The 19,516-nt window shown below is 59.6% G+C and carries 14 protein-coding genes; 3 read left to right on the top strand and 11 right to left on the bottom strand.

Annotation, left to right across the window (positions count from 1 at the left end):
- Positions 1-94: 94 nt before the first annotated feature.
- The 9 genes from PMI32_RS13060 to PMI32_RS13095 all read right to left on the bottom strand — a co-directional run bounded on the left by PMI32_RS13060 (position 95) and on the right by PMI32_RS13095 (position 7,047).
- Complete coding sequence (locus PMI32_RS13060) at positions 95-352, bottom strand: hypothetical protein (RefSeq protein ID WP_008030107.1); 258 nt, start codon at positions 350-352, stop codon at positions 95-97.
- Positions 349-561, bottom strand: coding sequence for a hypothetical protein (locus tag PMI32_RS13065; RefSeq protein ID WP_008030105.1), 213 nt, complete (start codon positions 559-561; stop codon positions 349-351). The genes PMI32_RS13060 and PMI32_RS13065 overlap by 4 nt, the downstream gene beginning before the upstream one ends.
- 115 nt (positions 562-676) lie before the next feature.
- On the bottom strand, positions 677-802 hold the full coding sequence (locus tag PMI32_RS30880; RefSeq protein ID WP_008030104.1) for a hypothetical protein: 126 nt from the start codon (positions 800-802) through the stop codon (positions 677-679).
- Between the two features lie 211 nt (positions 803-1,013).
- Positions 1,014-1,193 (bottom strand): hypothetical protein, encoded by a 180-nt coding sequence (locus PMI32_RS13070; protein WP_008030101.1) that lies wholly within the window; start codon positions 1,191-1,193, stop codon positions 1,014-1,016.
- Positions 1,194-1,348: 155 nt separating this feature from the next.
- Positions 1,349-2,518 (bottom strand): lactonase family protein, encoded by a 1,170-nt coding sequence (locus PMI32_RS13075; RefSeq protein WP_008030099.1) that lies wholly within the window; start codon positions 2,516-2,518, stop codon positions 1,349-1,351.
- Positions 2,511-2,807 carry a DUF5629 family protein gene (locus PMI32_RS13080; RefSeq protein WP_008030097.1) on the bottom strand — a complete coding sequence of 99 codons (297 nt, stop codon included), beginning with the start codon at positions 2,805-2,807 and terminating at the stop codon, positions 2,511-2,513. Before PMI32_RS13080 ends, PMI32_RS13075 begins: the two co-directional genes overlap by 8 nt.
- Positions 2,808-3,006: 199 nt before the next feature.
- The gene (locus tag PMI32_RS13085) at positions 3,007-4,581 is read right to left on the bottom strand and encodes an aldehyde dehydrogenase (NADP(+)) (RefSeq protein WP_008030094.1); all 1,575 of its coding nucleotides are present in this window, start codon (positions 4,579-4,581) and stop codon (positions 3,007-3,009) included.
- Positions 4,582-4,591: 10 nt separating this feature from the next.
- Positions 4,592-5,584 (bottom strand): AraD1 family protein, encoded by a 993-nt coding sequence (gene araD1 / locus PMI32_RS13090; protein WP_008030092.1) that lies wholly within the window; start codon positions 5,582-5,584, stop codon positions 4,592-4,594.
- A gap of 140 nt (positions 5,585-5,724) precedes the next feature.
- A complete protein-coding gene (locus PMI32_RS13095) occupies positions 5,725-7,047 on the bottom strand; it encodes an MFS transporter (RefSeq protein WP_008030089.1) in 1,323 nt (440 codons plus the stop codon).
- 193 nt (positions 7,048-7,240) lie between these two features.
- Here PMI32_RS13095 and PMI32_RS13100 point away from each other — a divergent pair, with 193 nt between their 5' ends.
- The 3 genes from PMI32_RS13100 (at position 7,241) to PMI32_RS13110 (ending at position 14,863) form a co-directional block, all read left to right on the top strand.
- On the top strand, positions 7,241-8,977 hold the full coding sequence (locus tag PMI32_RS13100) for an IlvD/Edd family dehydratase (protein WP_008030087.1): 1,737 nt from the start codon (positions 7,241-7,243) through the stop codon (positions 8,975-8,977).
- 197 nt (positions 8,978-9,174) lie between these two features.
- A complete protein-coding gene (locus PMI32_RS13105; RefSeq protein WP_008030085.1) occupies positions 9,175-9,894 on the top strand; it encodes a FadR/GntR family transcriptional regulator in 720 nt (239 codons plus the stop codon).
- A gap of 271 nt (positions 9,895-10,165) precedes the next feature.
- The gene (locus tag PMI32_RS13110) at positions 10,166-14,863 is read left to right on the top strand and encodes a dermonecrotic toxin domain-containing protein (protein ID WP_008030083.1); all 4,698 of its coding nucleotides are present in this window, start codon (positions 10,166-10,168) and stop codon (positions 14,861-14,863) included.
- Between the two features lie 234 nt (positions 14,864-15,097).
- On the opposite strand, the gene PMI32_RS13115 is transcribed toward PMI32_RS13110, so the two are convergent.
- Together PMI32_RS13115 and PMI32_RS13120 are read right to left on the bottom strand one after the other, a co-directional pair.
- Positions 15,098-17,482 (bottom strand): efflux RND transporter permease subunit, encoded by a 2,385-nt coding sequence (locus PMI32_RS13115; protein WP_008030082.1) that lies wholly within the window; start codon positions 17,480-17,482, stop codon positions 15,098-15,100.
- Positions 17,483-17,510: 28 nt separating this feature from the next.
- Positions 17,511-18,584 carry a WD40/YVTN/BNR-like repeat-containing protein gene (locus PMI32_RS13120; RefSeq protein WP_008030080.1) on the bottom strand — a complete coding sequence of 358 codons (1,074 nt, stop codon included), beginning with the start codon at positions 18,582-18,584 and terminating at the stop codon, positions 17,511-17,513.
- Positions 18,585-19,516: the final 932 nt, after the last annotated feature.

The following is a 19,516-nucleotide window of genomic DNA, read 5'->3' as shown; positions in this document are numbered from 1 at the left end:
GGAGCCAGCTTGCTGGCGATGGAGTGTCAGTCGACGCAACTGTGCCTGACACACCATCGCCGGCAAGCCGGCTCCTACAGTGAGTGGTGGCGTATCAGGCGAACACTTCACACATCTGCAACACCGAGCAATCGACCTGGAACGGCCCGAAGAAATCGCCTTGGCGTTTGATCGGTGGATTACCGGCCAGCAGGCCCATGGCCTTTTCGGTTTCGATGCTGCGAGCGAGGTTGTGATTGGCTTCGATAGCGCGCGCCACGGAACCCGCCGAGGCTTGTCCGATGCCCAACAGTGATGAGCCATTGGTCATGAACGCCAGGAAGGCGATGACCCAGAGTTTGCCCCCTTTCATGCCCCTGTCACTCCCGCCACGTCTGCGTGATCGATCACGGCGTTTTGTGCGCGGTGCTCGAACTGAATGGCGGGATAAGCGACCTGAATCGGTGCGTCGATTTCGTGTTGCGATTGCGCGGTAATGCTGACAACCAACACCAGCGCCACGTAAAGACCGATGGCCAGGTAGGCGCCGTGTTTGGCAGAAGTGAGGATTGCGCTGGCCATGGTGTTCTCCGTGGGCATGTTTCAGTGCCCACAGAATCGATCAAAAAAGCTGTGATAACCACTCAGGGTTATCCATAGTCACCATCAGCTTCGTTGATCATTAAGCCAGTCTATTTCAGCCTTCGATAAAACTCATCATGCGCTCTCGGGCAGCGTCAGGCTCGCCTGGAACGGGCGTTGCGGCAGATAAAATGGGGGTTGAATAGAGGAACAGGAGTACCACGGCCAGACGCATCGCCATGCTGTCGATCCTTTTTATAGTAGAAGGAGTCAATAAATCAGCGTCAAATTTAAACTCATGGCCATGTGATATCAAGCGCAGCATTAATAGCAATATGATGCTGTCGTAAACGCGTTATGCAGGAGCGACATCACTCAGGCTTTCTCGAAGCTTTTCAGCTTGATCCGCGCAAGTGACTTCGCTCCTGCATAAAGGGTGCAGGGCTTGGCTTTCAGGCTTGGGTTTTGTGATCCAGGGCTGCGTAGAAGTTGGCGCTCTGTTGCAGGTATTTCTGGGTGTAGCTCTGGGCGTGGGATTTTTTGTCGCTGATTTCAACGTTGGCGCTGGCTGGCAGAGCAACGGTGGCAGAGATGGCGGATGCGGCGATAACAGAGAAGAGATTGAAGTTCATGGCGGTATTCCTCGGATTCAGTTGGCTTGCTTGCCCGGTGGGGCCGTGAAGCAAACTTAACTGCCGAGGCTGACGCCTTGAAATCTTTTGTAGCAGTAGCAGATATCAGCGTCATTAATAGAAGGATGCAGGCCCCATCAACCGGGGCCTGCGGCCTATTGACGCACCAGGAATTTCAGATCGCTCGGGGCATCCATCGGCAGTTTCTGCACGGTTTTACCCAGCAGGCCGCTCTTGGCATCGCGTTCGAGGACGACAATCTGGTTGCTCTTCTGATTGGCGATCAGCACGAACCTGCCACTCGGATCGAGGCTGAACTCGCGTGGGTGATCCCCTTCCACCGAACGACGTTGCAGCTCTTTGAGGTGCCCGGTCGCCGGGTCAATGGCAAACACCAGTAACTGATTGGCAGTGCCACGGTTGCTGACGTAGAGGAATTTGCCATCCTTTGATGCATGCAACGCTGCGGCGGCTTTGTCCGACGTCGGTTGCCCGGCCGCCAGATCGACCATTTGCGTTTGCTCAAGCGTGCCGTCCCGGTAATCGAACACCGCGACCTGCGCGCTCATTTCCATGGTCAGCCACGCGTGTTTGCCATCGGCGCTGAACAGCAAATGCCGTGGTCCGCTGCCGGGCGGCAACTGGACCGACGCGGGTGTGGCCGCGATCAACGGCAAGTCCGGGTTGGCCTTCGGATCGAAGCGATAGACAAAGATCTTGTCCGCGCCCAAATCATTGGAGAACACAAACTTGCCATCCGGCGAGGACACCGTCGAATGCACATGCGCCGACATCTGCCGCTCGGGGTTGACCCGGCTGGACGGATGACTGCTCATTTGCACCACGGGTTTGAGCGTGCCATCGGCGCCCACCGGCAACACCGCCAGCGTGCCGCCCGGGTCTTCACTCACGGAATAATTGCTGACGAACAGGTGGCTGGCATCGCCACTGAGGCTCGAATGGGTCGGCTCGTTGCCCAGGCTCCGGACCTGATTGATCAGGCGCAGCGCATGGGTTTTGGCGTCGATCGCATAACTGCTGACGCGCCCGACCGGGTCTTTTTGTCCCGGGCCGTTTTCGTTGACCACGAACAGGTGCCGCTGATCGTTGGACAGGGTCAACCAGGACGGGTTTTCGCTGTTGACCACTTGCAACGGCTTGGCGTCGAGCTGCCCGGTGGCGCTGTCGAAATTCAGGCGATAAATGCCCTGGCTTTGCCCTGCGGTGTAGGAACCCACGAGCAGTTGAAAGTCGTCGGCGGATGCGGCTTGAACACCCATTGCACCGATGCTGCCGGCGATCAACAGCGGCCAGAGGTTACGCATCCTCTTGTTCGTCGTCTTCGTTGTCGCCGCTGACGACGTCGCCGAGGCAGACCAGACGGTGTTCGCCGCCGTCGTCCTTGATCAGCCAGCTCTGCAAAGTCGAATCGAAGGTTGCCGCTTGAACCTGAGCGGGGGTGAATTCCCAGTGTTTGGCCGCTCGACCGTCCATGCATTCGATGTGCAGATTGTCGTCGACATCAAGGGCGAATTCGAAGGCATGCAAGCCGTCGATTTCCACCATTCCGCAGTGTTCGAGGGCGTTGAGCAAGGTGTCGGTTGAGGCAGTCATGGCAGTCAATCTTTGAAGGGGAAAGACGCAATGATAGCGCAATGTGGAAGCGGCTCAGAGCCGACCACAAAACTCCCACACCACACAGCCCCTGTAGGAGCAAGCTTGCTCGCGATGACGGTGACACATTCAATATCAATGCGACTGTCACACCGCTATCGCGAGCAAGCTTGCTCCTACAGGGGATCGCGCTCAGCCGTTAGAGCGCATCACGCGAAGGCTGGCCATCCACCAGCCGCTGAATACGCAGCGGGTTGCCATTCTTCAACGCCTCCGGCAGCAGGCTGTCGGGGTAGTTCTGGAAGCACACCGGCCGCAGGAAGCGGTCAATCGCCAGCGTGCCCACCGAGGTACCACGCGCATCAGACGTCGCCGGGTACGGCCCGCCATGGACCATCGAATCGCAGACTTCCACACCGGTCGGATAGCCGTTGAGCAGGATTCGTCCGACCTTCTGTTCCAGCAACGCCGTCAATTCGCCGAACTGCTCGAAGTCTGCCGGTTCGCCAATGATCGTTGCCGTGAGTTGTCCGTGCAGGCCATTTAAAGCAGCGCTGAGTTGCACCTGATCCGCCACTTCGACAAACACCGTAGTCGGGCCGAAGACCTCTTCCTGCAGCACTTCATCGCCGTCGAGCAACAGACTGACATCGGCCTTGAACAACTGCGGTTGCGCCTGATTGCCTTGCTGCGGATTACCCGCCAAGTGCGTCACGCCCGGATGCGCGAGGAGTTTTTGCAGGCCTTGGCCATAACTGCTCAACGTCCCGGCATTGAGCATGGTTTGCGCGGGCTGATCGTTGATCAACCCCGCCACCTGCTGCACAAACGCACTGAACTGCGCCGAGCGAATGCCGATCACCAGGCCGGGGTTGGTGCAGAACTGGCCACAGCCCTGCACCACCGAAGCGGTCAGGTCACGGGCCACGCTTTCAGCACGAACGGCCAGGGCCTTGGGCAAGACGATCACCGGGTTGATGCTCGACATCTCGGCAAACACCGGGATCGGTTGCGCACGCGCAGCGGCCATGTCGCACAACGCCCGTCCACCCTTGAGCGAACCGGTGAAACCAACCGCTTGAATCGCCGGGTGCTTGACCAGCGCTTCGCCGACCCCGCCGCCGTAGATCATGTTGAACACGCCAACCGGCATGCCGGTTTTTTCCGCGGCGCGCAGGATTGCATCAGCGACCTGCTCGGCCGTGGCCATGTGACCGCTGTGCGCCTTGAACACCACCGGGCAACCGGCGGCCAGGGCGGAAGCGGTGTCGCCGCCGGCGGTGGAAAACGCCAACGGGAAGTTGCTGGCGCCAAACACTGCGACCGGGCCGAGGCCGATGCGGTACTGACGCAGGTCGGGACGCGGCAACGGCTTGCGCTCCGGCAGCGCCAGATCGATCCGCGCGCCATAGAAATCACCACGCCGCAACACCTTGGCGAACAGGCGCATCTGGCCGCTGGTGCGACCGCGCTCGCCTTGAATGCGGGCGGCGGGCAACGCGGTTTCGCGGCAGACCACGGCGACAAATTCATCGCCCAACGCGTCCAGCTCATCGGCAATGGCATCGAGGAATTGCGCGCGGCGCTCGGCGCTCAGGCTGCGATAAGCGGGGTACGCGGCAGCGGCAGCCTTGGCGGCGGCATCGACTTCTTCCGGCGTGGCCTGATAGAAATCGTGAGGTAACGCCTCGCCGGTGCTGGCGTCGACGCTCTGGAGTTTGACGCTGCCGCAGGCACTGCGCTGGCCGCCAATATAGTTGTGACCAAGAATCATGGGTTGCTCCTTAAAGAATGCCGATGGTGCCGGGCTCGAAAGCCGCTTCAACCGGTGCGATGCCGTTGATCAACGGCGCACCGAACTCGGCCTGACTGATCTCGAACACATCCCCCGGCCGGGTGCGAATGCCGTCGGCAAAGGACAGGGTCGCGGTCCCGAAGAAGTGAATGTGCACGTCCCCCGGACGCAGGAACTGGCTGTATTTGAAATGGTGGTATTCGAGGTTTTCCAGGCTGTGGCACATGTTGGCCTCGCCGGTGAGAAACTCGTTCTGCCACAGCACTTCGCCGTCGCGCAAAATGCGGCTCGTGCCCGCCAGATGCTCCGGCAGCTCACCGACCCGAAGCTCCGGCCCGTAACTGCAACTGCGCAGTTTGGAATGCGCCAGATAGAGGTAGTTCTTGCGCTCCATGACGTGATCGGAAAACTCGTTGCCCACCGCATAACCGAGGCGATACGGCTTGCCGTCGTGGCCGATGACGTAAAGACCGCTGAGCTCGGGTTCTTCTCCGGCGTCTTCGGCAAACGGCGGCAGCGGGAACGGTTTACCCGGACGCACGACGATGCTGCCGTCGCCTTTGTAGAACCATTCCGGTTGCACACCGGCCTGCCCCGCTGCCGGTTTGCCGCCCTCCACGCCCCACTTGAAGATGCGCAGGGTGTCGGTCATCGTTGCTTCGTCGCCTGCCTGCTGATGCATCTTGTCCCGCGCCGAGGCGCTACCCAGATGGGTCAGGCCGGTGCCGCTGACGAGCATGTGTGCCGGGTCCGGATGGTCCAGCGGCGGCAGGATGCGCAGTTTCGCCAGCAGTTCTGCGTAGTCGTGGCTGATGCCCAGGCCCAGGGCGTTCACCTGCTGCTCAAGGCTGACGCCCGCCTCGATCGCCGCCAACGCCAGATCGCGCACCGTGCGCGCGTCCTGCACCTCACGGACCAGACCGTCCTCGACCACGCCAACCCGGCGCTCGCCGTTAAACAATTCAAATTGAACCAAACGCATGAATTTTCTCCTGTAAGCAATTCTCAAAAACACGCAGAACCCTGTAGGAGCCGGCTTGCTGGCGATAGCGGCATGCCTGTCGACATTGATGCCGGATGTGCCGACGCCATCGCCAGCAAGCCGGCTCCTACAGGTCCGGATCAGGTGCGGGTTGCGCCACGTGCGCTGGCTGCAAACTGGTCCGCCGGCAGCACATGCTTGCGCTCCAGCAACCGATACACCACGCCGGTCAAAATCAGCCCGAACACCATCACACCCGAGAGGAAATACAGCCCCGAAGCCAGGTTGCCGGTGTATTCCTTCAGTGCCCCGATCACGAACGGACCGATGTAGCCACCGAGGTTGCCCACCGAGTTGATCAGCGCGATCCCCGCCGCCGCACTGGCACCGGCGAAGAACCGGCCCGGCAAGGTCCAGAACACCGCGGTGCAGGAAAACAGGGAGAACGCCACCAGGCACAGCGCCGCCAGTTGCAGCACCGGCACCGTCAGCCAGGCACTGAGAAACAGGCCGATAGCACCCAACACATACAGCACCGCCAGATGGCCGTAGCGATCATTCAAACGGTCGGAACTGCGCGGGATGATCAAGAGACCGATGATCCCGAAAATGTACGGCACCGACGACACGAAACCCGTCACCAGATCAGTGCCACCGAACTGCTTGATCAGCGTCGGCAACCACAGGCCCAGGCCATAAATGCTCAGGGTGACCGGCAGATAAAACAGCGCCAGCAGCAACACGCGTTTGTCCTTGAGCGCATGCAACGGATTGCCGTGGCGGGTCTGGCCGTACTCCTCAAGGTCCTTTTTCAGTTCGCCGGCCAGCCAGTCTTTCTCGGGCTGATCCATCCACTTCACCTGTTGCGGACCGTCAGGCAGCCAACGCAGCACCGGCCAGGTCAGCAGGATCGCCGGGGAACCGATGACGATGAACAGCCACTGCCAGCCGTGCAATCCGAGGATGCCGTCCATGCCGAGCAGGCCGCCGGACACCGGGCCGGTGATCAGCATGGCGATCGGTTGGGAAAGGATGAACAGCCCGAGGATCTTGCCGCGATGGCGAACCGGGAACCACTGCGTGATGTAGTACAGAACGCCCGGGAAGAACCCGGCTTCGGCGGCGCCGAGCAAAAAGCGCATCAAGTAGAAGCTGTGCGGCCCCTGAACGAAGGCCATGCCGATGGTGATGGCGCCCCAGGTGACCATGATCCGCGCAAACCAGCGCCGCGCGCCGAAGCGTTCGAGCATCAGGTTGCTGGGGATTTCCAGCAGAAAGTAACCAATGAAAAACAGCCCGGCACCGAGGCCGTAAGCCGCATCGCCGATACCGATGTCGGCGCCCATGTGCAGCTTGGCGAAGCCCACGGCGGAGCGATCCACATAGGCGATCAGGTACAGCAGGATCAGGAAGGGAATCAGTTTCAGCGTGATGCGACGAATAAGCCGCAGTTCCTGGCTCATGAGATCGGTCTCCGATTGTTGTTGTTATAGAACCTCGGGGGACGCCTCTCGCCAAAAACTGCCAGGGCCTTCCCTCCGTTGGAGCGGACTATATAGTAATACTATTTACGCAACAACACTTCCAAACAGATCGAATTGCGCTTATGTTACGCCTCAGCCAGAACAATATAGTCATACAATAAGAGAATCGATCATGTCTGATAAGAAACCCACCCTGCGCTCCGCCCAATGGTTTGGCACTGCCGACAAGAACGGCTTCATGTACCGCAGCTGGATGAAGAATCAGGGCATCGCCGACCACCAGTTCCACGGCAAACCGATCATCGGCATCTGCAACACCTGGTCGGAACTGACCCCGTGCAACGCGCATTTCCGCCAGATCGCCGACCACGTCAAACGCGGCGTGATCGAGGCCGGCGGTTTCCCGGTGGAATTTCCGGTGTTCTCCAACGGCGAATCGAACCTGCGCCCGACCGCCATGTTTACCCGCAACCTGACGAGCATGGACGTCGAAGAAGCGATTCGCGGCAACCCGATTGACGGCGTGGTGCTGCTGACCGGTTGCGACAAAACCACCCCGGCGCTGTTGATGGGCGCGGCCAGTTGCGACGTGCCGGCCATCGTCGTTACCGGCGGGCCGATGCTCAACGGCAAGCACAAGGGCCAGGACATCGGCTCGGGCACCGTGGTCTGGCAGCTCAGCGAACAAGTGAAAGCGGGAACCATCTCCATCGATGACTTCCTCGCGGCCGAAGGCGGCATGTCCCGTTCCGCCGGCACTTGCAACACCATGGGCACCGCATCGACCATGGCGTGCATGGCCGAAGCACTCGGCACTTCCCTGCCCCACAACGCCGCGATTCCGGCGGTGGATGCGCGCCGTTATGTGTTGGCGCACATGTCCGGCATGCGTGCGGTGGAGATGGTTCGCGAAGACTTGAAACTGTCGAAAATCCTCACCAAGGAAGCCTTCGAAAACGCCATTCGGGTCAACGCCGCCATCGGTGGTTCGACCAACGCCGTGATCCACTTGAAAGCCATCGCCGGCCGCATTGGCGTGGAACTGGAGCTGGACGACTGGACCCGCATCGGGCGTGGCATGCCGACCATCGTCGACCTGCAACCCTCCGGGCGCTTCCTGATGGAAGAGTTCTACTACGCCGGTGGCTTGCCTGCGGTGTTGCGTCGCCTCGGCGAAGCCAACCTGATTCCCAATCCAAATGCCTTGACCGTCAACGGCAAGACCCTCGGTGAGAACACCAAGGACGCGCCGATCTACGGTCAGGACGAAGTGATCCGCACCCTCGACAACCCGATCCGCGCTGACGGCGGCATCTGCGTATTGCGCGGTAACCTGGCGCCACTCGGCGCGGTGCTCAAACCGTCCGCCGCCACGGCTGAGCTGATGCAGCATCGCGGGCGTGCGGTGGTGTTCGAGAACTTCGACATGTACAAGGCGCGGATCAACGATCCGGAGCTGGACGTGGATGCCAACTCGATTCTGGTGATGAAAAACTGCGGGCCGAAGGGTTATCCGGGCATGGCTGAAGTCGGCAACATGGGCTTGCCGGCCAAACTGCTGGCCCAGGGTGTGACGGACATGGTGCGTATTTCCGATGCGCGCATGAGCGGAACCGCGTACGGCACGGTGGTGTTGCACGTCGCACCGGAAGCGGCGGCCGGCGGGCCTTTGGCAGCGGTGAAGGAAGGCGACTGGATCGAACTCGATTGCGCCAACGGGCGTCTGCACCTGGACATTCCGGACGCCGAACTGGCGGCGCGCATGGCCGATCTGCAACCGCCGCAGCAGATGATCCTCGGTGGATATCGCCAGCTGTACATCGACCATGTGTTGCAAGCGGATCAGGGCTGCGACTTCGACTTCCTGGTCGGTTGCCGAGGCGCCGAAGTCCCCCGCCACTCCCACTAACCCCGCAACCCTTGCAGGAGCCGGCTTGCTGGCGATGGTGTGTCAGTCGACACAACGGTGACTGACACACCATCGCCAGCAAGCCGGCTCCTACAATTGATCTTCATAGAGTTCAGGATTGCTTGCTCTGGCGACCGTCCTCGCCGCGCCTGTTATGATGCGCAGCACCTCCCCTGCACAGGATCGCGCCGTTCCCCATGGATTACCGCAAACCCTCCGACCGCAAAAGCATGCACTCGCGCATTGTCCAGGAACTGGGCATGCAGATCGTTTCGGGACGCTTCAAACCGGACGACAAACTGCCCGCCGAAGCCCTGTTGTGCGAGGAGTACGCGGTCAGCCGTCCGGTGCTGCGCGAGGCCACTCGCGTGTTGGTCGCCAAAGGCCTGGTGTATTCCCGTCCGCGTGTCGGCACGGTGGTCAAGCAGCGCAAGGAATGGCACATGCTTGACCCGGACGTGCTGCACTGGCTGATGCAAAGCAGCCCGCAGAATCAGTTCTTCGATCTGCTGACCAGCGTGCGCAGCATCATCGAACCGGCAGCGGCGGCCCTTGCTGCGCAATTCGCCACCGACGAAGACATTGCCTCTATTGGCGAAGCCTACCAACGCATGGAAGCCGCGCCGACGCCTGAAGCCCTGTTGCAACCGGACCTGGATTTCCACAGCCGCATCGCCGACGCCACCCACAACGATCTGTTGGCGAACCTGTGCAACATGCTGTCGGTCGCGATTGCCGAAGCGTTGAAGCATTCCAACCAGCGGCCGAACCTGCATGAATTGGCGTTGCCACGGCACAAGGCGATTCTCACCGCCATCGAGAACCGCGATGCGCTGGGTGCACGGCATGCAACGCTGGTGCAGCTGGACGATGCGCGCAGTGCGCTGAATGTGGTGCTGGGCGCCGATCCCTCATAAAACACGGTCCATTGTAGGAGCCAGCTTGCTGGCGATGGTGTGTCAGTCGACATCGTTGTGGCTGACACACCATCGCCAGCAAGCTGGCTCCTACAAGGGTTGCGTTGATCTTCAGATGTAAAAAAGCCGCAACCCTGGTTGCGGCTTTTTCGTTTCTGGCCCGAACGCAGGCCTTAGCCTATCGCCTCGCCCAATGTGCGGTACCCGGCTACCGCACATCCCTTTCGATTCGGTTTTACGTTGAGGAACCACACATGCAAAGGATTGCATCATGCCCACACCTGCATCACCACCCGCCGCCGCAAGCGACACCGACATCATCGCGCGGGCGGTTCACACCCGATTCAATACCCGACCGACTTTACGCTCGCAAACCGCCCGCCTGCTCAAGGACGGCATTCTGGAAAAATACCCGCAACTGGCGTTCGACCCTGAGAGAACCAAAATTGCCCAACCGATCCCGGATGGCGCCTGGCGGCTGACGCTACTTTTGGACGTGGTACTCGACTACCTGGCCAGCGGCTCATTCCCCGATCTCAGCGAGCAATACGGTCGCAGCTGTTTTTTGACAAACCGTGCCCCCGCGCAACTTACCGTCGACAACACAACATCGCGACTGCCCGACCTGCAAGTGATTGCGCAGGTCATCCGTGAATTACCCGTCATTTTCTACATCGGCGCTCAGGAATCATTGGCCGCCTGCTGGAACGAACAGGACGAAGCCGGCGTCAGCCGTTGGCAATGGTTGGGAAACTTGCTCGCCGGCGTATTGAAAACATCCGCAACGCGCCTCGCGGCAAGTGATGCCGAGCAGGCCGGGATTCTATTGGAGCTGGCCCGCCAACCCGACAACCGCGAACGCCTTCAGCGTCCTTGGGCCAAAGGTGCAATTGAAGCCTGCACGCTGCAAGTCACGCTGAGCAGAGGCGACATGTCGCTCACACTGCAGACGCCGGATATCCTGGTGATTTGCGGCGAGACTCATTTGTTGTGCAGCGTGACCGGCAACATCGAATCGTTCCCGTCCCTGCAAGCCTTCGGCGCTGCGTGGGGCGCGCGGTTTCAGCAAGACTTCACGGCGGACTCCATCACCTGGAAACGTTTTGCTCCGGACGGCAACATCTTTGATACCCAGGCAGCTCTGCTGCTGAACCGGCAACTGGAAGATTTGGGGTCGCTCAAACTGCCCGCACGCCAAAGCCTGGCTGACCTTGAAAAGCGTTTTGACGCAATCACCGATGTCGCCGCACTGTTTATCGGCAGCGACAACCACCCGACGCACCTTCACGCCCTACAGACAACGATTCCCGAGTGGTTGCAGGGTGCCAGCACCACAGAGCGCATGGCGTGGCGTAAACACACGTTGTCGATGGCCAGTGTCAAACAGCAGACACAGGGGCGCTCGTTACCCGACGACGTCGTTGACCTTCGCACATTCGCCAGAAATGCGCTGCATGAGCAAATGCTCAAAGACCAGCCCTTGGCACCCGGCTACAAGTCCGATGAACTGGAACTGACCTTTCACGTGCCTGTCGGCGATTTGGGCAGCGGCTACCTCGAACCCGTCAAAATGTCCCTGACCGAGCTGGCGATAAAAAACCTGGCCGGCAAACCCAAGGGCCGGATGACCCTTCGCCACACCGAAAACCAGCTGATTCAAGACTGGACCACCGAGGCCTATTTGCTGGATCTGGTGAGCCGCGTTGATGTCGGAAAACATTACCCCGAGTACATCGAGGCGCAGTTGCTTGGCAACAGTCCCGAAGCCAATGAGCGACTGCGACTCTTCGGCCTGGAACTGAGCCTGAATTTGCCGCTGCGCGCCCTAGAGCATTCGATCAAGGGTGAGCATGGCTTCACCTTCCTGGGCTATCGATATGTCGATGCAGTGTTCCAGTCGCTGGCCGCCGAACGCATCGTCGAGGAACAGTCCGTCGTCATCAGGCCATTGGCGTTTCAACGCAAGGCCGGGGCCACGTGTGATGTGGTCAGCAACATGTTCATCATTGAGCCGAAAGACCTGAGCGTAGGCGGCCCGCATATTCTTTACCGACCGCTGTATTCAGAACCTCTGCACCAATACTCCAGCCGTCAGGACTTGCTGAGTGCCATTGCGCAAACCGGCCCGTTGCAAACCAGCGTGCTGACCTGGCTGCCGGATCGCGCACGGCCGATCTACGACAACAACGGCTTCACCGAACCGCACATTGTCCACTTCCATGCAGGGGACGAATTTACACTGCCTGAAAAGCCCCAACCGGCGATGCTGGCCGGCGACGAAGCAATTGGTGACTGGCTCACCGCGCTGGAAGAAGGTCGATTGCTGGCCAGTCTGTTCGTCAGCAATGCACGCACACTGATTGATCTGGCGGATCGGCAATCGGTGTCGAATGCCGAAAGCCGTTGGGCGATCATCCTCGAGGGTGGCTGGCTGGTGTTCAACAACCTGATTCTGCCGTTGTTGCGCGGCCCTGCCATGGTGGTGGGCTGGATGCTGCAAATCGCCCACAGCCTGATCAACGATCTGCCGGCGCTGGACAGTGATGACCCGAAGGCGCGGAATCAGGCATGGATCGATGTGCTGTTGAACATTGGCCTGTTGGTTCTGCATGTCGCTCGAGAGGAAGCAGCCCCAGCACTTTCCGACAGCGCAGCGACGGCAGTTCCGGATGCCCTCGCCTCCTTGCGCCGTCCTGCGCAGACATTTTCGTGGCCCGCCGAATCGACTATTACCCAAGACACTCCGGGCCTGCCCTCCGAGCCGCCGGGCAGTGGCAAGACCCTGCTCGACTTCAACCAGTCGAGCGCGCGCGATTCGGCAGCGGCCCGACTGTTCAACACGTTACGCGAGGTTCAGGTGCCATGGCCGACACCTCTGCCAGAGCCCGTTAGCACCGGCGTGTTCAAAGGTCTGTACCGGATCGGCAATCTTTGGCACGCCACTGTCGCCGGCCTGCTGTTTCGCGTGAGTATCGTGCCCGGTTTCGGCGAGGTGTATCTGATACATCCGGAGCACCCGGATCATCCCGGCATCAAGCTCAAGACCAATGGAGCGGGCCGCTGGACTCTGGATCAAGGGTTGAAACTGGTTGGCGGCGGGCGCAATTCGAGAATCAACGCCCAGCGAGAAATCACGCAACAACGCATCAGCCTGCTGGAACTCAATCGTCAGGAGTTCGTGGACCAACAAGTACGGGTGCAGAAGCGTGTCGATATCGCTGAAAACCTGATGCAGCTGAAAAGGAACGACGCCGCCAGTACAGAGCTCGATCGCGCCACGTACAGGCAACGGTTCGTTGATGAGCTGGACAAACAGACCGAAAGCTACGCCACGCTGCTGGCCGAGAAAAGGGAATTGGCCGAGTTGACCAAATCCGATCCCGATCCTGTGCAGTTGTGCAACCTGTCGGAAAACCTCATCAACAATGCCCGCAAACGGATCGTCATTGCTGACTGGGAGAGAGAAGCTGTCAATCAAACGTATGCGGACTTGAGAAATGGCGTCGGGCATTTGCATGACGCGTTGATCCGCGAAGGCGACGCGGTACTGGATCGCTACTTTGAGTTCATGCGCAAAACCTCCGACATCAACGAATCCATGATCAAGTGTCTAGATCAGGTAGACAGCCGACTGCTGGAACTCAAGCAGATCCCTCGCCAGGGCATCGAGTACTGGAAACGACTGACCGGCAACAGGCCCGAAGATGAAATAACGGCACTGCGCGTCAAGTGCTATCAGCTGAGTGTCTTGCGCCTGCTCAGTCTCAAGGCCCTCGGAAGCAGCACCATGGGTGTGCTCGAACACACCCTCAGCCCATTACTGCTGCTGTCTCGCTCGCATGCCGAACTGCAAACGGAACACACCTACACCAACAGCGACCGGATCGCCGTTCTGGAGAACCTGGTCGATCAGTACAACAAGGCACAGGACGGCCTTGAGGCGATAGGCATTTTCAGCACAGATGAACTGCAGGCACACCCCTTCAATCGACTGCGCGAGCTCATTGACCAACTGCGTATCGACGCCGAACAACGTCTGGCGGAAGCGCTTCAACTGCTGCCGCAACCGGAGGAGCCTTCAACGTCGGCATCAGGCCCCAAGCCGCCGGTGAAGCGTCCCTATTCATGGTCCAGTCGCAAGCGGGTGATCAAAACCGCTAAAGGCACATTGATCGGCGATCTTCGACAACGGGTCGCTCACCAGGAAGGAGACATTGTCGACATCAACCATCCGTTCGAAGAAAGGCCACTGGCTTCGTTCCACGAGCACGAGCCCAATCTCTGGGTAGAAATCGTCGATGCCAGGCCCGCAGCGACCAAGGCAACGCGCCCCTATCAGCAGCTCAAGGGCGATGCCCGCAAGGCGTTGGCCGATGTCGATAAAAACGTGCAGAAGATCGAGGGTTACGCGCAGCGCGCCAGTTCTCCCAAGGAAATCGAAGAGCAATTGCAACGGGAGGCACAAAAACTGATCGGGTACGCCGATGGACTGGAACAACACAAAAGCCCCCCGGCCAACCGCGACCCAGACGTTCCGCTGATCAGCGGACTCCGCGACAAAGCGCACGTCCTCGACACCAAGGCCGCCGAACTTCGCACCCGCATGACACTCGCTCGACCGCCCAGTAGCGAGGGGGTGGAGTATCTGTTGCGGCGCAATGAAATTTTTGCGCGAATCAATGGCCACCGGGTTCAGCTGAAAACCGGGCGGCGTGACTTCATGCAAGAGTACGTCTTGTTGAATGAAGACAATCAACCCTGGTGGTACGGGCATTTTCACTACGCCAATGCGGATGATGCCAAGGCTGAATACACCCAGGCGCATCTGAAAACCAGGGAACAACACTTCGAAACCTACGAATCGGCCATGGCCAAGGCCAAGGATCCGAAGCAGAAAATCGAAATTCATCACGGAATCATCAGCAAGGAACTGGCGAACAGCGATTTTCTACCGTTGCAACCCCGCTGAGGTTTTCAATAGTGTCTAGTCCTGAATGGTTTTACACCTGTTTCAGGACCAGGCAGCCTGTAGGAGCGAGCTTGCTCGCGATGGACTCGAGACCGGCGAGTGAACCCAAAACACCGTTTTATCGTTAGCGCCCATCGCGAGTAAGCTCGCTCCTACAGGTATGCGGCAGTCCGGCACAAAACCCCATAAAAAAGCCGCAACCTTGGGTTGCGGCTTTTTGGTTTTGCCTGAGGTTTAGTGAGCGAACAACGAGTTGCCCTTCTGCCCCGCCAGTTTCTCCGGTTTGATCAGGAAACGAGCCAGCGCTGGCAGCAGCCACAACGCGCCGAACATGTTCCAGAGCAGCATGAAGGTCAGCATCAGCCCCATGTCGGCCTGGAACTTGATGGCCGAGAAGATCCAGGTGCACACGCCGATCGCCAGGCACAGGCCGGTGAACAATACGGCTTTACCGGTGGACTTCAGCGTCTGGTAGTACGCCTCTTGCAACGGCAGACCGGCACGCAGGAAACTTTCCAGGCGGCTGTAGATGTAGATGCCGTAGTCCACGCCAATCCCCACGCCCAATGCCACCACCGGCAAGGTCGCGACTTTGACGCCGATGCCCATGAAGGCCATCAGGGCGTTGCCGAGTACCGACGTCAGCACCAGTGGCAACACGATGCACAAGGTCGCCGCCCAGGAACGGAAGGTGATCATGCACATGGTCGCAACGCAGATGTAGACGAGGATCAGGATGGTCAGCTCGGATTCCTTGATCACTTCGTTGGTGGCCGCCTCGATGCCGGCGTTACCCGCTGCAAGGATGAACTCCAGGCCTTCCTTGTTGTTTTCCTTGGCGAAGTCCTGCACCGCATGAACTGCGCGATCCAGGGTGGCAGCCTTGTGATCGTTGAGGAACACCAGCACCGGCGCCAGGGAGCAACTGTTGTTGTACAGGCCGTCAGCGCGGGCGATGGAGTTGTTCAGCACGTCCGGGTTGCGCGACAGGGTTTCCCATTTCAGGTTGCCCTCGTTCATGCCCTTGATCATCTGCTTGGACACGGTCACCAGCGAAATCGCCGACTGCACGCCCTCGGTGTTCTGCATCTTCCACATCAGTTCGTCGATGGGTGCCATCGCTTCATAGCGCGAGCAACCTTCGGACTTGGTCTTGACCATCACCACCAATACATCGGAACTGGTGGAGTAGTTGCTGATGATGAAGTTGTTGTCCTTGTTGTAGCGCGAATCCGGACGCAGCTCTGGAGCACCTTGATCGAGGTCGCCGATTTTCAGGTTCTGGCTGTACCAGAGGCCGCCACCGAAGGCCAGCAGGGCCAACACGATCGACACCGGGGCGACTTTCGGGCTGGCGAAGTTGGACAGCAGGCGCCAGAACGGGTGTTCGCGGTGCGCGTCTTTCTTGCTGCGCTCGACGGCGCGCTTGCTGATGCCAACGTAGGAAATCGCCACCGGCAACAGGATCAGGTTGGTGAACACGATCACCGCCACACCGATGGATGCGCCGATGGCCAGCTCGCGAATCACGCCGATGTCGATGATCAGCAGCGTGATGAAGCCCACCGCATCCGCAAGGATCGCGATCATCCCCGGCAGGAACAATTGGCGGAAGGTGCGCCGCGCCGCCGTCAACGCGTTGTCGGCCTCACTGGACTGCAAGGCGATACCGTTGATCTTTTGCACGCCGTGGGAAATACCGATGGCGAAGATCAGGAACGGCACCAGCATCGAGTACGGATCCAGCCCGAAGCCGAAGAAGTGCATCAGGCCGAGCTGCCAGATCACCGCCACCAGCGTCGTGCTCAACACCGCCACGGTGCTGCGCATGCAGTTGGTGAACCAGTACAACAGAATCAGGGTGATGACGAAGGCGACACCGAAGAACATCACCACCATCACCAGGCCATCGATCAGGTCGCCGACTTTCTTGGCGAAACCGACGATGTGGATCTGCACGTTGGGGTTCTGTTTCTCGTACTTGTCGCGGATCTTTTCTTCCAGCTCGTGGGAGAACTTGCGGTAGTCCAGGGCCAGCAACTTGCCTTGGTCCTGCGGGTCCGGGTAGGACTCCAGCAGCGGGATATCAACGATGCTCGACTTGAAGTCGTTGGCCACCAGACGCCCGACTTGCCCGGACTTAAGCACGTTGTTGCGCAACAAATCGAGGCTTTGCTGGGAGCCGTTGTAGCTCTGCGGGATCACTTCACCGCCGGCGAAGCCCTCCTCCGTCACCTCGGTCCAGCGTACGCTCGGACTCCACAGCGACTTGAGGCCGGAACGGTCGACGCCGGAGATGTAGAACACCTCGTCGTTGATCTGACGCAGGGTCTCCATGTACTCCTTGGAGAAGATGTCGCCGTCGGTGGCTTCGACCGAAATGCGAACGGTGTTGCCCAGGTTCGCCAGGTCGTTGCGGTGCTCCATCATCTTTTGAATGAACGGATGCTCGAGCGGGATCATCTTTTCGAAACTGGTGGACGGCCGAATCAGCGTCGCTTGCCAGAACAGGAAAATGCTCACCAACAGACAGATCACGATCACTGCCGGGCGGTTGTTGAAAATCAGGCGTTCAAGAAACGTCGCCTTGTCTTGGTGATGGCTGCTCAAGGATGTCATAGACCCGCCTTCTTATTATTTGCCCGGCTCATTTGGACGACCCGTTTTTTCCATTCTCTGCACCGGCGCCGGTTGGCGAGGTGACACGAACGCCACCCTGTCCTGCCAGAACCAGATTGCCGTCGCCCGCCGCAGTCACCGCCGAAACCGAAATACGATCCGGACGGTTGAACACGCTGAAGGTTTCGCCGTTGTCGTTGCTGCGGATCACCGAGCCACCGTTGCCGACGATCACGATGGAACCGTCGTCGAGCAAGGTCGCACCGGACAGACCGAACTCCAGCGCACCACGGGTGGCTTTCAACTCGACCGGCTCCCAGGTGGTGCCAAAATCGGTGGAGCGGAACAGGTTGCCCCGCAGGCCGTAGGCCAGCAGCGTGTTGGCCTCGGCGGTGCCGATCACGCCGAACAACGAGCCTTCATAGGGGCCTTCGAGTTTTTCCCAGGTCTGCCCCCAGTCGGAGGAACGGAACATGCTGCCCTGCTCACCGACGATGAACAGTCCGGCATCCTTGATCGCTGCAATGGCGTTGAGGTGGTACTGGTCTTCGTTGTCCAGGCGGTCGCTGGCGTCTTCCCAGGTCTTGCCGCCGTCGGTGGTGGCCACCAACGCGCCGTAAGCGCCCACGGCGAAGCCGTTGCTGGCATCCTGGAACCAGACGTCGAGCAGCGGTGATTCGCGTTTCAGGTCTTCATATTGTTTGGTCCAGGTGACGCCACCGTCCTCGCTGGCGAGGATCTGCGCGTCATGCCCGACGGCCCAGCCGTGTTTGTCGTCGACAAAATAGACCGAGGTCAGCAGTGCCCGGGTCGGCACCTTGGCCTGGGTCCAGGTCGCGCCCTGGTCATCGGAATACAGAATGTGCCCGCGATCCCCGACGGCCACCAGGCGCTTGCCGGCGTGCACGACGTCGAGCATCAGGCTTTTGCTGGCTTTGGCGGATTCAACGGAATAGACAACGTCGGTGGCTGGCGCCGCATTGGCCAGCGCAGGTGCCGACAACACGGCACAGCCCAACAGCGAGAGCGCTGTAGCCAGCAATGCGAATTTGCGCAGTGCCGGCGGGCGGCAGATACCCACACCCATGACAGGCTCACTCATAGACCTTCCCCCATTATTATTGTTAGGTCGTTCAACCTTTCAGGGCGCCGTAAGGGGTGCTCATCGGGATTGGATGGTTAGGAGCATAGTCCTGAAACCCGCAATCCAGAGCCCCTTCGGAAGCTGGCTTATCCTATCGGGGTTTGGAAAGGTCTGACAATCGACGCCACGTTATCTTTTGTTAACCTGGGGGGGATGGGGTTTTTCTGAATGTTGGGGTATCAGGTGGGGTGATTTGGTGGCTTTTTGTTTGTGTGCATATCCGTTGCAGCGGTAACGGCCTCTATTGGTTCCGCTCTTACAGCGGGTCACTTGGAGAAGCGCCAAGTAACCAAGCGCTCTTGCCCCTTTCGTTCGGTGCCTCGCTAAGGCTCGCCATGCCCTCGCTCCGGTCCTGCTCCGTGGCCCGCCGCCATCGGCCATCCATGGCCGGGGGCGGCTAACCCGGCATCCATGCCGGGTTGCCCACTGCGCAGAACCTCCACTCGGCCTCTCGAGGGGGCGTGTACCTCAAGATCAAAAGCTGAAGGCGAGCTAACGCTCGGCCTGATGAGTGGTGAAAATCAAAAGCGTACGCGGTTCCCTGTAGGAGCCGGCTTGCCGGCGAAAATCGTCTGGACACCGCGTTCATCCAGATTCCCCGCGTTATCGTTGACGCCCATCGCCAGCAAGCTGGCTCCTACAATTTTGAATCGTGTGAACCCAATCCCCGTGTAGGAGCCGGCTTGCTGCGGGCGGCGTTCCGACGATAGCGGTGGGTCAGCGACACATGTATCGCCTGAACGGACACTATCGCCAGCAAGCCGGCTCCTACAGGGGAATGCGTACACTCAAAGAGACAGGTCGGCTGGCAGGCCGCCTCGCTTTGGCTTTTGCTTGGCTTTTGATTTTGATCTGCCCCGTCGGGAGGCCGAGTGGAGGTTCTGCGCAGT

Source organism: Pseudomonas sp. GM60 (assembly GCF_000282415.1).
Taxonomy (GTDB): domain Bacteria; phylum Pseudomonadota; class Gammaproteobacteria; order Pseudomonadales; family Pseudomonadaceae; genus Aquipseudomonas; species Aquipseudomonas migulae.
Note: the sequence above shows the minus strand (reverse complement) of the source record. Positions and strands in the feature narration are given on the sequence as shown.